12 protein-coding genes, 1 rRNA gene and 1 other annotated feature are annotated in these 16,439 nt (G+C 38.5%); of the genes, 3 read left to right on the top strand and 10 right to left on the bottom strand.

What is annotated here, in order from left to right; genetic code table 11:
• Nucleotides 1–45: 45 nt before the first annotated feature.
• The 8 genes from opp4A to guaB form a co-directional block, all read right to left on the bottom strand.
• Nucleotides 46–1,839, bottom strand: coding sequence for an oligopeptide ABC transporter substrate-binding protein (gene opp4A, locus QDN89_RS21540; RefSeq protein ID WP_280772252.1), 1,794 nt, complete (start codon nucleotides 1,837–1,839; stop codon nucleotides 46–48).
• 68 nt (nucleotides 1,840–1,907) lie between these two features.
• Entirely contained in the window at nucleotides 1,908–2,897 is a 990-nt protein-coding gene (locus QDN89_RS21545; protein WP_280772253.1) for an ABC transporter ATP-binding protein, read from the bottom strand.
• A complete protein-coding gene (locus QDN89_RS21550) occupies nucleotides 2,897–3,907 on the bottom strand; it encodes an ABC transporter ATP-binding protein (RefSeq protein ID WP_280772254.1) in 1,011 nt (336 codons plus the stop codon). Before QDN89_RS21550 ends, QDN89_RS21545 begins: the two co-directional genes overlap by 1 nt.
• A 1,400-nt stretch (nucleotides 3,908–5,307) precedes the next feature.
• The gene (gene serS, locus QDN89_RS21555; protein WP_280772255.1) at nucleotides 5,308–6,585 is read right to left on the bottom strand and encodes a serine--tRNA ligase; all 1,278 of its coding nucleotides are present in this window, start codon (nucleotides 6,583–6,585) and stop codon (nucleotides 5,308–5,310) included.
• A gap of 92 nt (nucleotides 6,586–6,677) precedes the next feature.
• Nucleotides 6,678–6,904 (bottom strand) — a binding site (T-box leader).
• Between the two features lie 43 nt (nucleotides 6,905–6,947).
• Entirely contained in the window at nucleotides 6,948–7,532 is a 585-nt protein-coding gene (gene pdxT, locus QDN89_RS21560; protein WP_280772256.1) for a pyridoxal 5'-phosphate synthase glutaminase subunit PdxT, read from the bottom strand.
• 37 nt (nucleotides 7,533–7,569) lie between these two features.
• The gene (gene pdxS / locus QDN89_RS21565; protein WP_280772257.1) at nucleotides 7,570–8,457 is read right to left on the bottom strand and encodes a pyridoxal 5'-phosphate synthase lyase subunit PdxS; all 888 of its coding nucleotides are present in this window, start codon (nucleotides 8,455–8,457) and stop codon (nucleotides 7,570–7,572) included.
• A 158-nt stretch (nucleotides 8,458–8,615) separates the two neighbouring features.
• Nucleotides 8,616–10,019 (bottom strand): D-alanyl-D-alanine carboxypeptidase family protein, encoded by a 1,404-nt coding sequence (locus tag QDN89_RS21570; RefSeq protein WP_280772258.1) that lies wholly within the window; start codon nucleotides 10,017–10,019, stop codon nucleotides 8,616–8,618.
• A gap of 179 nt (nucleotides 10,020–10,198) precedes the next feature.
• Nucleotides 10,199–11,656, bottom strand: a complete 1,458-nt coding sequence (gene guaB, locus QDN89_RS21575) for an IMP dehydrogenase (protein WP_280772259.1) — start codon at nucleotides 11,654–11,656, stop codon at nucleotides 10,199–10,201.
• A gap of 182 nt (nucleotides 11,657–11,838) precedes the next feature.
• On the opposite strand from guaB, the gene QDN89_RS21580 reads away from it, so the two are divergent.
• A complete protein-coding gene (locus QDN89_RS21580) occupies nucleotides 11,839–12,777 on the top strand; it encodes a YaaC family protein (RefSeq protein WP_280772260.1) in 939 nt (312 codons plus the stop codon).
• A 40-nt stretch (nucleotides 12,778–12,817) separates the two neighbouring features.
• Here QDN89_RS21580 and megL read toward each other — a convergent pair whose 3' ends face one another.
• Nucleotides 12,818–14,008, bottom strand: coding sequence for a methionine gamma-lyase (megL, locus tag QDN89_RS21585; RefSeq protein WP_280772261.1), 1,191 nt, complete (start codon nucleotides 14,006–14,008; stop codon nucleotides 12,818–12,820).
• 321 nt (nucleotides 14,009–14,329) lie between these two features.
• Here megL and QDN89_RS21590 point away from each other — a divergent pair, with 321 nt between their 5' ends.
• Complete coding sequence (locus QDN89_RS21590) at nucleotides 14,330–14,527, top strand: hypothetical protein (protein ID WP_280772262.1); 198 nt, start codon at nucleotides 14,330–14,332, stop codon at nucleotides 14,525–14,527.
• A 144-nt stretch (nucleotides 14,528–14,671) separates the two neighbouring features.
• Entirely contained in the window at nucleotides 14,672–15,403 is a 732-nt protein-coding gene (locus QDN89_RS21595) for a TraR/DksA C4-type zinc finger protein (RefSeq protein WP_280772263.1), read from the top strand.
• 900 nt (nucleotides 15,404–16,303) lie between these two features.
• On the opposite strand, the gene rrf is transcribed toward QDN89_RS21595, so the two are convergent.
• Nucleotides 16,304–16,420 (bottom strand): 5S ribosomal RNA (gene rrf, locus QDN89_RS21600).
• Between the last annotated feature and the right edge of the window lie 19 nt (nucleotides 16,421–16,439).

Below are 16,439 nucleotides of genomic sequence, written 5' to 3' on the forward strand. Positions count from 1 at the left end.
TGTTAATGCTAACTTTCCGTTGAACATAACCTGTTCAATAAAGTTTTACTGTTCGCGATACCATTTGTGAGGTTCAAACGTTGCGTCACGAGCTCCTGCTTGAACGCCGCCAACATCGTGTGTAATCGCATAAATATTAACTGGAGAGTTCAATGGGATCAAAGGAAGCTCTTCGTTAACAAGTTGGTGCCACTGTTGATATACTTCAGCGCGGTAATCAATATCAAACGCTTCTTCACTTAGTCCTTCAAGGATAAGCTCTTCAGACTCATCGTTAGACCAACGAGTAAAGTTCCAGAAGTCATTCTTTCTCCATAAACCACTTGGATCAGGGTCTGCTGCAAGTCCCCAAGCACCCATGAATAGATCAATGTCTGGATCGTCTTCTTCAACTAAGTCATAGAATAAGTTGAAGTCATAAAGCTGACCGTCCATTAATTCTGCATTAATACCTACATCTTGGAAGTTTTGCAAGATGTATGATGCACGTGGTTCTGCAATATCAGCAGGTACATCCATTGCAAAGAAGTTCACTTGGAACTCTTCTCCGTCTGGCGTTTCTACAAATCCGTCACCAGTTACATCTTCGTAACCAGCTTCAGCAAGAAGTTCCATCGCACGATCTGGATCGTACTCATACTGATTTAATGTAGACTCATCAGGATAAGCCCAGCTGATTACTGATTCTGGAGCATTAATCACTGTTCCGTAACCTTCACCGAAAGAATCAATGATTCCTTGGCGGTCAATAGAGTGAGCGAATGCATGACGAAGTTCTTTACTGTGGAACTTCTCATTATCCATGACTACTTCTTCGCCATCCCATGTTCCAAGTTTAAAACCGATATAGCTATAAGAAAGTGCTTCTACTTCTTCTAAGTTTACTTGGTCATTACCTTCAAGCTGTGATGCTTGACCAGGCGTCAATTCAATAATATCAACTTCACCTTGTGCTGCAAGTTCACCAGCTTGTGATCCATCAATAATACGATATTCTACTCCATCAAGGTTCGGAGCACCTTGCCAGTAGTCTGCAAATGCAGTGTATTCAATTAATTCCCCTGGTACAATGTTTGATACTTCAAAAGCACCAAGGCCTACAGGGTTTTGTCTGATTTCTTCAGAATCTTCCATTTCCGTTACTTCTAAATGCTCAAGGTGAGCTTTCGGCATTGGATACGTCCAAAGGTTTTCAAGGTTATTAGCCATTGCTTCGTTAAATGTTACTTCTAATGTATGATCATCAACTACTTCTACACCTTCAAGAGAGTCAGCATCTCCATCACGATACTCTTGGAAACCTACGATTCTATCAACGTTAGAAAGACGAGGTCCATCATAATCAGGATGTGCAATTGTCTCATAAGAGAATTCGAAATCTGCTGCAGTCATTTCTTCCCCGTTATGCCACATAACACCCTCTTCAAGGTGGAACGTTACAGTAAGGTTATCATCAGACCATTCCCAATCGTGCGCTAGGTTTGGTTCTGGTAAAAAGTCCGTTTCAGAGTTCATAACATAAAGGCCGTCACCATTAAATAGGCTAAGTGCTAAACTATCATCCACACCGCCATAGAAAGACCAATCTAACACACCAGCAAATGGTGCTGTATAACCGTAAGTGACCGTTCCACCTTGTGGAGCATCTCCTTCAGCCATGTCATCTTCATTGTTGTTATTATCTTCATTTCCAGCGTTTTCATCGTTATTGTTTACGTTTTCTGTGTCATTTCCAGGATCTACATCGTTGTTATTGTTGTCATTCCCGTCATTTCCACCACAGGCTGCAACAACCATTGAAGTCGTTAGAAGCACAGAAAGTAATAGTGATTTCTTCATTCTTGTAATTCCCCCTTATAAATGTTTGGTAGTCTTGCGTATTTTTTTAAAACATCTTTCATAACGGTTTACTCATAAAGCAAGCACGAAACCCTGTGTTCCTTGTTCACCTCCTTTAAATGAGGTTTTTTCTCGCTACACTCTGGCATAACCTGCGGGCAACGAGGATGGAACGGACAACCTACTGGAGGATTTTGTGGACTTGGAACATCCCCCGACAAAATAATTCTTTCACTTTTGTTTCTTGGATCAGGTTGCGGGATAGCAGAAATCAATGCTTGCGTGTAAGGGTGCTTAGGGTTAATGTAAATTTCATCTGCATCTGAAACTTCTACTAAGTTTCCTAAATACATCACACCAATACGATCGCTCATATGCTTAACAACACTTAAGTCGTGAGCAATAAATAGTAATGTAAGATCAAATTCAGCTTGTAACTCTTTTAATAAGTTAAGAACTTGTGATTGCACAGATACGTCTAATGCAGAAACAGGTTCGTCAGCAACAATTAATTTAGGTTTTAAAGCTAAGGCTCGGGCAATACCAATACGTTGACGTTGCCCACCTGAAAATTCATGCGGATACTTAAAGTAAGCATCTTCTGGTAGTCCAACTCTTAATAATAAGTCCATCACTTCTTGTTTAAGGCTATTTTCACTACCTTTTCCATAATTGACTAACGGTTCAGATACGATGCTACCAACCATCATCTTCGGATTAAGCGAAGCGTATGGATCTTGAAACACCATCTGAATATCTTGGCGTAAGTCACGTAGTTCAGAACCTCTTAAATTAGTAATGTCTCTTCCTTCAAAGAAGATTTTACCTTCCGTAGGTTTAAACAAACGAGTGATCGTTCGGCCAGCTGTAGATTTCCCACAACCAGACTCTCCAACAAGGCCAAAAGTTTCGCCACGTTTTAATTCAAGAGAGATATTGTCAACTGCTTTCACATCGCCTACTTTTCTACGAAAGAACCCACCTCTTACAGGGTAATATTTTTTTAACTCTTCCACTTGGAGAAGGTGTTCTGAGCGGTCTTTTTGTTCTTGAGTCATCACCGTACCTCCGTTTTCTTACCCGGATGACTTGCATCGTAAAGCAGACAACGTACGGAATGCCCTTTTTCAGTTTCACCAAGTTGAGGATCAACCTTACTACATTCAGGCATCGCGTCAGGACATCTGTCTACAAAACGGCAGCCAACTTTCGGCATATTTTTTAATGAAGGAACAATCCCACTAATAGTATTTAAAACTTCTCTTTCTTCTTCCATTCTTGGAATCGAAGTTAATAATGCTTTCGTATATGGATGCTGTGCATCGTAGAAAATACGATCCACATCTGATTCTTCCACTACTTGACCAGCATACATAACAACGACCCGGTCAGCCATTTCTGCTACGACCCCAAGGTCATGCGTAATCAATAAAACAGCCATGCCTACTTCATCTTGAATCTTTGTAATCAGTTCTAGAATCTGAGCTTGAACCGTCACATCCAATGCAGTTGTTGGTTCGTCTGCGATAAGAAGTTGTGGTTGACAAGCGATAGCCATCGCTATCATGACTCGCTGTCTCATTCCACCGGAAAGTTGGTGCGGATACTCATGAACAATTTGCTCTCCTCTTGAGATCCCAACTTGTTTTAATAACGAAATACTCTTTTTACGTATTTCTTCCCGTTTCATACTTGTATGATTTATCAAAACTTCATCCATTTGAAATCCAATCGTTAACACTGGATTCAAAGCTGTCATCGGCTCTTGGAAAATCATACTAATATCTTTCCCACGGATTTTATTCATTTCTTTATCATTTAAGTTTACAAGGTTTCTCCCTTTATAAAGGATCTCCCCTTTGTCAATTTTCCCGTTGTGCTTCGGCAACAGATTCATGATTGATAGAGACATAACACTTTTTCCGCACCCGGATTCTCCTACCACACAAACCACTTCTTTCGGTTTTACGTCAAAAGATACATCTTTGACAGCGTGATACGTTTTCCCTTCGATTTCAAATCCAGTATGCAGAGAATTTATCTCTAGAAGCGCTTCTTGATTGCTCATAGGATATCAAACCCTTCAATATTTTCTGAAAATAGTAAACAATAGTAGTAGTTAAAATAGTATTATAGCGTCGTTTATAAGTCAATGTTTTGTTTGCGTTTCAATTAATTAACAAAATTATTACATCTTACAATTATTTTAATTCTCTGACAAATAAAAGTAAAGAAGAATCTTTAGTATTGTCAGCAATGACATGAATAAATCGATTAATTATCGCATAACCTGTGTTTTTCTGATATAAAAAATCCAATTTTTCATATACTATTTTAATATATAATTATTAGTATCTATCATCATATTAGACTAACTTTAACTTAAGTTTAATAGATGCTTACTAAATGAATATCTTCTCCTATCCTTATCACTTCCTTAGTGGTTCAACCCGTATTATACACGTAATTTCTCATTTATGCATAGCGCTTTCAGAGAATTTCTTACATTTAATCTCTTATTATCGAAAGTCGTGACTTTATCCTTATGTATGCGCTTTCATATTATTTTACCAGATTTTCTCTTCAAAGTCCTCTCACCAAAGAATTCTATTTATGATTGTTTTATTCAAATCTATGCTATTTATAGTAAAAAATCGTATATTTTCCTCCAGTTTCTCTAGTTACTCTGAAACATTGGTTATAAAGTTATTTAACTCATCAACGCTTTACCGCTTTGATGAGTTTCTTCCTATATAATAGTGTTAATGTTTTTTTTCGTTTATTTTATTGTCTTATTTGTTTCAATTCTTCTCTATCTGTTAACTTCCTATTATTTATTTTTAAAATCAAATGAAATAATATGACTAATACAAGAAAGTCGATCATTTCTTGGTTCTGCTAGCAAACTTTTGCGAAAGATCTATCTGTATTCTTTTAATTATGAATAATCATTCATAGTAGTAAAAAATAATTAAAAATCAATTTTTTACTTTTCATTCTTTATCTTTTAGCGGAACATACCTTTTCAGATTATTGACATACACTACTTTTTGAAAAGGTTGGATTCTTCATTTTTATAATAACTAATTTTACAACGCATACTTCTAACTTCATTGATGCAAAAACATAAGGTGATCGACGCCAATGGCTTCAGCTTTTTTCAAAGGTCAATCGATGCCTATACTCGCTTACCTGTGGTGATGATTACTTAAAAACGACAAAATGAAACCTTTCACCAGTCGTTCGTAACTCTCTCTATGATGATCAAAAGAAAAGGCTGTACTAACTCGCTCAACAACCGATAGAGAAAAAATTTGGTTATTTTAACATTAGGTTTAACTACATATTTATTACTTTTTTCAATGCTTTCGTTTGAATTATTATACGTCCACACTAATTTAAACCCAAATTAAAAAGCTCCTTTTCTGCATCAATATTGATGCAAAAAAGGAGCTTTCAGAAAAAGTTTTACTTTGAAATGGTATCTTTTCCGCCCATATACGGTCGTAACACTTCTGGAATTTCAATTGTGCCATCTTCTTGTTGATAATTCTCTAGAATTGCAGCCACAGTTCTACCAATCGCAAGTCCAGACCCATTTAATGTGTGAACATATTCTGCTTTTGCCTTTTTGTCTCGCTTAAAGCGAATATTAGCACGTCTTGCCTGGAAAGATTCAAAGTTACTACAAGAAGATATTTCTCGGTATGTCTCATTACTTGGAATCCAAACTTCAATGTCATATTTCTTAGCTGCTGTAAAACCTAAATCTCCTGTACACATATTCAGGACACGGTATGGTAATTCAAGGAGTTGGAGCACCTTTTCTGCTTGAGATGTTAATAGTTCTAATTGCTCATAAGAATCTTCTGGTTTAACGAAACGTACAAGTTCTACTTTGTTAAACTGATGCTGACGGATCAATCCTCTTGTATCTCGTCCAGCTGAACCTGCTTCAGAACGGAAACATGCACTATATGCCGTATATGCAGTTGGCAAGTTTTCGATTGGCATGATTTCATCTCGATGCATATTTGTAACAGGAACTTCAGCCGTTGGAATTAAAAAGTAATCTTCTTCACGAATTTTGAAAGCATCTTCTTCAAACTTCGGTAATTGACCAGTTCCTGTCATACTATCCCTGTTTACCATATACGGTGGCATCACTTCTGTGTATCCGTGTTTATCTTCATGTAAATCCATCATAAAGTTAATAAGTGCACGTTCTAATCGTGCTCCTAAACCTTTATAAAAAACAAAACGACTTCCAGTTACTTTAGAGGCGCGTTCAAAATCTAAAATATCTAAGTCTGTTGCAAGATCCCAGTGAGCTTTCTTTTCAAATGAAAAACTTCGGATATCACCCCACTTACGTATTTCTTCATTGTCTTCTTCATCAGCACCAATCGGGGCACTTTCGTGTGGAATGTTTGGGATTCGTAATAATAAGTGATTTAATTCTTCATCTACTTCACGAAGTTGATCATCAAGTTTCTTGATTTCAGTCGACACTTGTTGCATTTCTTCAATAACAGAACTAGCGTCCTTTTTGTCCCGCTTCATTTGCGATATTTCCTGGGAAACTTTGTTCCTGCGGCTTTTTAGCTCTTCCACCTCTTGGATCGTTTGACGACGTTTCTCATCTAAATCACTGAAGGTATCTAAGGCAGAAATATCTTCATTTCTTTGTGCTAACTTTTCTTTCACTTCATCAAACTGGTTTCTTAATAATTTCACGTCTAACATCATAAACCTCCTTAAATAGTTCTGTGTGGGCAAGAGAACAAATAGCTAAAATGATAAACAACGAAAAAAACTCCCATCCCTGAATGAAATCATTCAGGGACGAGAGTTTACCCGCGTTGCCACCCTGGTTGTAATGAGCTATTGTTCACTCAAAACCACCTTGTTCTCAAATAACGGTTGAGAATCCGAATCAGCCTACTATATTTGTTCAACTGATTTGCTCTAGGATGGATTCACGAGGTATTTTCACCGGTTCACACCAACCACCGGCTCTCTAAAGAAAATAACGATCGTTACTATTTCCTGTCTCCGCACAGATAATAAATTTGTACACTTATCATAACCGAAGTTTTCTATAAAAATCAAGCATGTATTGCTTGTTCGCGAACCATTTTTACAAAAAATTGATGCATTCGATGATCGTCTGTTAATTCAGGGTGAAACGAACATGCTAAAAACGGTCCCTGTTGGGCCGCAACGATGTCTCCATCGTACGAAGCTAACACGTTTACGCTCGGCCCTACTTTATTAATAATTGGAGCGCGAATAAACACTGCTTCAACATCTTCACCAATTTGATCCATCGCTAAATTTGCTTCAAAGCTTTCCCGCTGACGACCAAAGGCATTTCTTTCTACTGTCATATCCATTACAGAAAGGTGCGGCTCCATTTGTCCAACAATTTCATTGGCCATTAAAATAGCTCCTGCACATGTGCCAAATATAGGTCGATTTTTTTCTGCAAATGCCTTTAGTGGTTCATAGAAACCATAAAGATTAATCAGTCGACGCATCGTTGTACTTTCTCCGCCCGGAAAAACAAGGCCATCAATGTCATGAAGCTGCTCAACTTTTTTAACGACAGTCACTTGGACGTCTGGAGCCTGTAATGCTTTCACATGCTCTCTCACAGCGCCTTGAAGCGCCAGCACACCGATGTTAATCATGATGTCTCACCTCTTTTCTACAAACCATTCTATCGTTTTACCAGCCGCGCTCTTGCATACGGTCTTTTTGCTCAATAGAAGAGATCTCAATCCCTTTCATTGCTGGACCTAAGTTTTTAGAGAGCTTGGCAATCAATGCATAATCTTCATAGTGTGTTGTAGCTTCTACAATTGCTTTTGCAAATTTCGCTGGATTTTCAGACTTGAAAATTCCTGATCCTACGAAAACACCGTCTGACCCTAATTGCATCATTAACGCTGCATCTGCTGGTGTAGCAATTCCGCCTGCTGCAAAGTTTACAACAGGAAGACGACCATTACGCTTAATATCAAGCAATGTTTCATATGGTGCTCCTAGATTTTTTGCTTCTGTCATAAGCTCGTCCTCAGACATGCTAATAATTTTATTGATTTGGCCTTGCATAAGACGCTGATGACGAACAGCTTCTACGATATTTCCTGTTCCTGGTTCACCTTTTGTACGAAGCATTGAAGCACCTTCTGCAATACGACGAGTTGCTTCTCCAAGATTTCTAGCACCACATACGAATGGAACTGTATAGTCTCGCTTGTTCAAGTGAAATACTTCATCCGCTGGAGTTAATACTTCACTTTCATCAATATAGTCTACTCCAAGAGCTTCTAAAATTCGTGCTTCGACAATGTGTCCGATACGTGCTTTAGCCATGACTGGAATGGATACTGCATTTTGAACTTCTTCTACGATCGATGGATCAGCCATTCGTGCGACTCCACCTGCAGCGCGGATATCTGATGGTACTCGCTCAAGTGCCATTACTGCAACTGCACCTGCTTCTTCTGCAATTTTCGCTTGCTCTGCGTTCACCACATCCATGATGACGCCACCTTTTTGCATTTCTGCCATACCTCGTTTTACGCGATCTGTGCCTACATGTTTATCCATGATGATCCCCCTTATATATTACGCTTTATTTTGGTAGATAAAGTTCGTTTTCATACCAAAGCATTCATACAGACTATTATAACTAAAAAACCGAGTCATTTGATAGGAATATACTCAGTTTTTCAGAAAAAAAAAGAAATTAATTCATATTCCAGTGATTAAAACCATCCTCGAACGGTGTCAGCAACGTTTGTCCACATTCCTGAAAAGAAATCACCGATACTCTGAAACGTTAGCGAGAACCATCCTGCACGTTCCACTTCACCAGTTGTGACGATATCAACAGATGTCGTTTCTCCACCTTCTCCTGGTAAGAATGTTTCCTCATTTTCACCTTCGTATTCAATCACCATTTGACCAACAACCATTCCTGATTCAATCGGCGCTTCAAGTTCGCCATCTTCACTCAGTTGATCTTCATCTAACTGGACAGAATAAGAATATGCTTCTAGATCATCTTCATGGATAACCATTGAAATAGCATCTGTAGAAGCAATTGTCACTTCTTCTTCTTGTCCTTTTTTCACTGGAAGTGTTTCATACCCATCCAACGTCATATCAGCTGGAAAAAGTTCTTGCTCAGAAAAGTTTTCAAAACCCCAATCCAATATTCGCCCCGTTTCATTGAAACGGTCTACTTCAGATTCTGCACCCATCACAACACTAACAAGTCGTTGTCCATCTCTCTCAGCAGTTCCTGTGAAAGTGTAACCTGCTGCATTAGTATGACCTGTTTTCAGTCCATCTACGTCTTCATTATCTAAATCAGATAATTGGGTTCCTTCGATCATCCAATTCCAATTTTGCATCGTTATTGCATCTTCGGTACCTTCTCTAAATATTTTCTCTGGAATTTTTGCTGTATCAAGCACCTCAGGATAATCATTCACTAAGTGATAAGCAAGAATAGCCGATGCTTTTGCAGACATAAAATTGTCTTCTGTTTCCCCAGTTCCATCCGGATGATTGCCATCTAATAAATGATTCGGCAAGCCGGTAGAATTGACAAATTGGAAGTCCCCTAATTCTTCACTAGCTATTTCTTCTAAATTGTCCAACCCATATTCGTCTCCCGCTTCACGTAAGGTTGTGCCCATGCCTATTTCGGAACCTCTTTCATTCATTTTTTCAACAAATGAACCTTCTGATCCTGAAATAAGCTCAGCTAAAGCCATTGTCGCTGCATTTGCTGAATAGATAGCGACAGATTCATATAACTCTTCCACCGTATATTCTTCGTCAATTCGCATCGGAACATTCGACAAAGACCGATTATGAGATAATCCAGCTAAATACTCACTAACTGGAACTGTAGTATCCCAAGAGATGTCCCCATCATTTATTGCTTCTAGAATTAAATATTCACTCATCATTTTCGTCATACTTGCTGGTGGTAACGCAACTTCTGCATTTTGTTCAAACAAAATTTTACCACTATCAGCATCCACTAAAATTACTGTTCCAACTCCTGGTTCATAAGATGCTTCTGCTGTTCCCGTATATGTAAATACACTAGCAAAAGATACCATCAATATAACCATCCAAATACTTATTTTCTTCATGACATCCACCTCTCCACACTCTCCTATCTATATAAACACGTGACCTGTGATTTCTTTAAAACTTTTGTCCTTCTATCAACACAGACAAACGTCATTTTACCATAATTATTTCTAAAAAAATAGATAGGGGAGTCCCCTATCTATAGTCGTATTTTCTTATTTTTCTCTACTATTAAAAATTATAGTGAGTAGTTTGGCGATTCTTTTGTAATTTGCACATCATGAGGGTGGCTTTCTCTGAGACCAGCATTGGTAATACGGATAAACTGAGCATCCTCTTGCAATGACGTGATCGTTGCCGTACCACAATAACCCATACCTGCACGAAGTCCTCCAACCATTTGGTGAATGGTATCTTGCAACGGCCCTTTGTAAGGAATTCGTCCTTCAATTCCTTCAGGAACAAGTTTTTGCTCATTTTCCTGGAAATAACGATCTTTACTTCCTTTTTCCATTGCTCCTAATGAGCCCATTCCACGATAAACTTTGAACTGACGACCTTGAAAAATTTCACGTTCTCCAGGGCTTTCCGTCACACCAGCAAGCATGCTACCGAGCATAACAGCATGTCCACCAGCAGCTAGTGCTTTTGTGATCTCTCCGGAATACTTAATACCACCATCGGCAATAATCGGTACGCCATGTTTTTTTGCTTCCAATGCACAATCGTATACTGCTGTTACTTGCGGAACACCGATCCCCGCAACGACACGAGTTGTACAGATGGAACCTGGACCAATTCCTACTTTAACAATATTGGCCCCTGCTTCAATCAATTCTCTTGTTGCTTCTGCCGTAGCTACATTTCCTGCAACAATATTTAGTTTGGGATACAATTTGCGAATTTCTCTTACTCTTTCAATCACACCACTAGAATGACCGTGTGCCGTATCAATCACTAACATGTCGACTTCTGCATTCACAAGTGCTTTTATTCTGGCATCTGAATCGCCGCCAACACCAACTGCTGCCCCAACAAGAAGACGCCCTTGAGAGTCTTTAGCTGAGTTCGGAAATTCAATCGCTTTTTCAATATCTTTAATCGTAATTAACCCTTTTAATTTTCCATCATCATCAACTAATGGAAGTTTTTCAATGCGATGTTTTTGCAACGTCTTCTGTGCTTCTTTCAACGTTGTCCCAACCGGTGCTGTGACAAGTCCTTCGCTCGTCATGACATCTTTAATTGGAATCGAATAATCTTCGATAAAGCGGAGATCACGATTTGTTATAATTCCAACAAGTTTCTCATTCTCATCCGCTATCGGAACTCCCGATATGCGGTACTTCCCCATTAAATGTTCCGCATCAAATACTTGATGATCTTCCGTTAAATGGAAAGGGTTCGTTATGACACCACTCTCAGACCGTTTCACACGGTCAATGTTCTCTGCTTGCTCTTCAATGGACATGTTCTTATGAATCACACCAAGTCCACCTTCACGGGCCATGGCAATCGCCATACTTGCTTCAGTTACCGTATCCATCCCCGCACTGATAATCGGAATGTTTAATTGAAGTGTATCAGACAATTTCGTCTTCACTGATACATCTCGTGGCAAAACATCTGACTTCGCCGGTGACAATAACACATCGTCAAACGTCAAACCCTCTTTTTGGAACTTATTATCCAACATTTTTCCATTCCCCTTTCACATATACGTAAAAATATTATTAGTAGATTAACAATAGGACAAACTACTGTCAAGACAAGATATATTGTTTAATAATTCAGTTTTTTCTAAAGTGACCAACAATGAACTTTCATTTACCATAACATACTACAAATTCACCTATTAGTATAGAAAGGAAGACGATGATGAAAGAAGAACCCTCATTTACAACTGTTTTCCAATCTGCTGCATTTGCAAAACAATTTCTGTTGAAAAAATATACCCACCAATCTTTTTCCCATGCAACAGAGAAAGCATTTCACAACTGCTATTCGTTCATTTACTACATTCAAATTGGTGATCAATATTTTCATCAAGGAAAGATTGCCCCATTATCCATTAAACCTGTTTTACTTTTTTATGGGCTAAGCCATTGGTTAAAAGCCGCCTTGTTAATCGTCGATCCAGACTACCCTGCTACTACTCAAGTACTTGCTCACGGTTTATCTACTCGAAAGCGTAAAAAGAAAGGCTATGAGTTCTTATCAGATGATGTTCGTATTCAAAAAGATGGACTGTTTCCATATTTGTCGAATATTTTGTTTCATGTGAAACAATTATCAGGAGAAAAACGAACGATGCGACAATTACTATTTAATATTCCAGAAATGATGCCAACGCTGCAAACAATTGCTCAAGAATCTGGATTAATCCACCTTAAGCCTTTAAATAACCAAACGTTTTCCGTTCAAAAGGAATCATTGAAAAGATGGGATGATCCTCTTCGAACTTGGATTCGTCAGCTTTCTAAAGATGTTCAAGGGGATTTCATACCCAAAGAAATGCAGGATGACATCCAATTAACCTTCTTACCGCCCAAACCAAATCGTTCACTAGTATTTCGTTACAGAATGGACGATCACATTTTTGCTCCTGTCGATCGATCCTTTCTTATTCAACTTCCAGAATTACTCATTCATTATGCTCTCTTGTATCAACTTAGTATGATCTGTCGTTACGAAGCAGAATGGTGGGGGGAATTAATTTATTCCTTTTCTTTTAATGATCTGCCAATCATTACTGATTACTTACACATCTCTCAACAAAAATGTCCTTGGTTACTCAACACTCTATTTTTTGATTGATTAAAAATCAGCCTAGATATAACTCTAGGCTGATTTCCAATTAGATTTTCAAAAACGTTTTTTCTAATGCCTGCTTCATGTCATCCCAAATATCCATAGGGCTTTCCAATCCGACAGATAATCGAACAAGGGAATCATTAATCCCCATCTTTTTTCGTTCCTCTTCAGGAACAACAGAATGAGTCATAGAGGCTGGATGTTGAATGAGTGACTCTGCATCTCCTAAACTGACCGCTACTTGTACGACATTTAACTCATTCATAAATCGCTGTGCCGCTTCCTTACCCCCATCTATCTCAAAACTAATTAATCCACCAAAATCTTTCATCTGTTTTTTCGCTAATCCGTGCTGTGAAAAAGTTGGATCTCCTGGGTAAATAATCTTTCTGACATTCGGTTCATCCTTTAATTTATCAAAAATCAAGCGAGCATTCTCACAGTGACGGTCCATCCGTACTGCCAATGTTTTCAACCCACGAAGTAAAAGCCATGCATCAAACGGACCTAACACCCCTCCAATGTCCTTCAGTGTTGTCATGCGGATTGTCTGCATATCTTCAGCAGGTCCAGCAGCTATTCCTGCAATCACATCTCCGTGACCACTTATATATTTAGTAGCACTATGAATAACGAAATCAGCTCCGACAGTGATCGGTTGTTGCAAGTAAGGCGAACAAAAAGTATTATCAACAACTACTTTCAATCCTTCTTCCTTAGCAACTTTAATGACCATTTCTAAATCAACCAGTTTCATTGTTGGATTAATTGGAGTTTCTAAATAAAGCACTTTCGTCTCTGGACGTATCATCGCTCTAATTTTCTCTGGACTATCCATTTGCATGAGATCAAAATCTATATTAAATTTTTCGTTCGCCATTTCAAGAAATCCGAACGTACAACCATAAACCCCCTCTGAAACAAGGATATGATCTCCTGCTTTCATTAAATGAATAAGCACGGCTGATACTGCTGCCATGCCGGAACTAAAGGCAACTGCCTCTTCTGCTTCTTCAAGGTCAGCCATTTTCTTTTCTAATTCCGATACGGTCGGATTACCTAACCTAGAATAGATGTAACCGCTTTCATTTCCAGCAAAACGAGCTTCTCCCTGCTCAGCATTATCAAATACAAACGTGGATGTCTGGTATAACGGGTGAGTTAAACTTCCGTGATGTTTACTCCGATCAAAATAACCGTGAATCAATCTTGTTTCCAAGTCTTTTTTTTGCATAGAAAAAACAACCCCTTTTTAATTTACAATTTCACCTCTTTTATTATACTCGTTAATCTAAAAACTGTCGAAGACATTTTTCCAATTAACTTCCTATCATAATATAGGAATGAATTCATTTTCCTTTGAAAAATATGGTCAGCATTTGTTGTCATTTAAAAGGTTAAACTTTAATTAGATCGTAAAACTTAATGGATCACCTCATTGACGATTTATAATCACATGAAGAGATTCCCTACTTACACCACAAGACACTAAACGTTTTTCAATATCAACATCATAAGCTAACATAGCCTAATTAAAAAGGAGCAATGATATATAATGAGTACTCATAAAACATTTGCGAGAAAAAAGCCTACAGAAACATATGCACCTCGAAACAAAGAATTTAACGCTTCTACCGGCTCTAGACGAGTTCCAGGTGACTCCATTGATAAATATAAAGATATAGAAGAAGTGAATATAGGCATGGCAGAAAAAGAGCTAAGGCAGCAAAATGAAAATAACTCCCTTAGGTAACTTGATTTTTCTAATCCTTCTTTCTGTGTTGTAGCGTTGTTAAACTAAGCTTTTTCTCAAACTTCCAAAATGTTTGCAGAGAATTCCTTTTCTAAAGAGACAAACTAAAACTGTACGGTATTTCATTAGATTGGAGGTGTAAGGGTGCTAACAAATGATCAACTGCAGACATTAAAAAAAACGTTGGAACAAACGAAAGAGGATTTGCAAATGCGATTAAACGGTCAACATTACGGACGGGAGTTTGAGTTCCCTAAAGAATCCGTAAGTGAATTATCCAATTATGATAATCATCCTGGTGATCTTGGTACTGAATTATTTGAAAGAGAAAAAGATATTGCCTTAAATGAACACAGTGAACACGTATTACAAGAAGTGGTTCAGTCACTGAAAGAAATGGAACAAGGCAGTTATGGAAAGTGTGAAGCGTGTGGGATTGAAATCCCATATGAACGATTAGAAGCAGTGCCTACTGCTCGACGTTGCATTAAACACACAGAAGAGAATAAAGTGACAAATAACCGCCCTGAAGAAGAAGACGTGATTGCACCTGCCTTTGGAAAATTCGATTACGATGAGAGTTCTCGAAATGAGACCTTTTTTGATGCAGAAGATTCATGGCAAGCTGTAAGTGTTTATGGTTCCTCAGAGACACCATCAGATTTCAACAATACGGATAACAAAGACTACAACAACATGTTTGTGGAATCAGATGAACCTGTAGGCATAGTAGAAGAAGTTGAAGGCATTCTCACAGCAGATATAGAAGGCAACTATTCTGGAGTAAGTATCGACCATAAGCGCTATGAAAAATATTTAGATGAAAACAGAGCTTTATCAGTATTTGACAGAAATGATGAAAATGAAAATAGATAATAAACTACTGAAGTTCTCTAATTAATCTAACTCCATTCCTAGTGCCAGGCTAAGGAATGGAGTGTTTCATTTTGGGAAGTTGTATTTTATTATGGGATCTTAGATCTTATTGGGATTTTGATGGGGGAGTGTCGTTTATAGGGCACTAATCGACTGCTTTAGTGACCCTAAATTCCTTTTTATTGCATTTTAGGGGCATTAGTTGCTTGCTTTAGTGACCATAAATACGTAAATGACGCATTTATAGGGCACTAATCGTTTGCTTTAGTGACCCTAAATTCCTTTTTATTGCATTTTAGGGGCATTAGTTGCTTGCTTTAGTGACCCTAAATACGTAAATGGCATATTTATAGGGCACTAATCGTTTGCTTTAGTGACCCTAAATTCTTTTTTATTTCATTTTAGGAGCATTAGTTGCTTCCTCTAGTGACCCTAAATACGTAAATGGCGCATTTATAGGGCACTAATCGTTTGCTTTAGTGACCCTCTTTTTCCAAAATAGCTCTTCATAGGTCGCTAGTTGATCTCGCTTGTGACCGTCTTTCATCAAATTCAACTCATGTCTGGCACAAGACGCCTTCTCTTGTGACCGTCTTTCGTCAAAATCAGTTCATGTCTGGCACAAGACGCTCTCTCTTGTGACCGTCTTTCGTCAAAATCAGTTCATGTCTGGCACAAGACGCTCTCTCTTGTGACCGTCTTTCATCAAAATCCACTCATGTCTGGCACAAGACGCCCTCTCTTGTGACCGTCTTTTTCCAAATTCCACTCGCTTTGGTCACAAGACGCCCTGCTATTGCTTGTTCACACATCCAATAACTCACCACCGCCCCCAAAATCAACATGCTCAAAAACTAAAACACAAAAAAAGACACCCTCATAAATGAGAATGTCTTAAATGCCCAGCGGCGTCCTACTTTCACAGGGGGAGATCCCCCAACTATCATCGGCGCTGGAGAGCTTAACTTCCGTGTTCGGCATGGGAACGGGTGTGACCTCTCCGCGATCGTCACTGGACATATGAAATTGACAGGTC

It is taken from the genome of Salipaludibacillus daqingensis (assembly GCF_029891575.1).
GTDB classification, from domain to species: domain Bacteria; phylum Bacillota; class Bacilli; order Bacillales; family Salisediminibacteriaceae; genus Salipaludibacillus; species Salipaludibacillus daqingensis.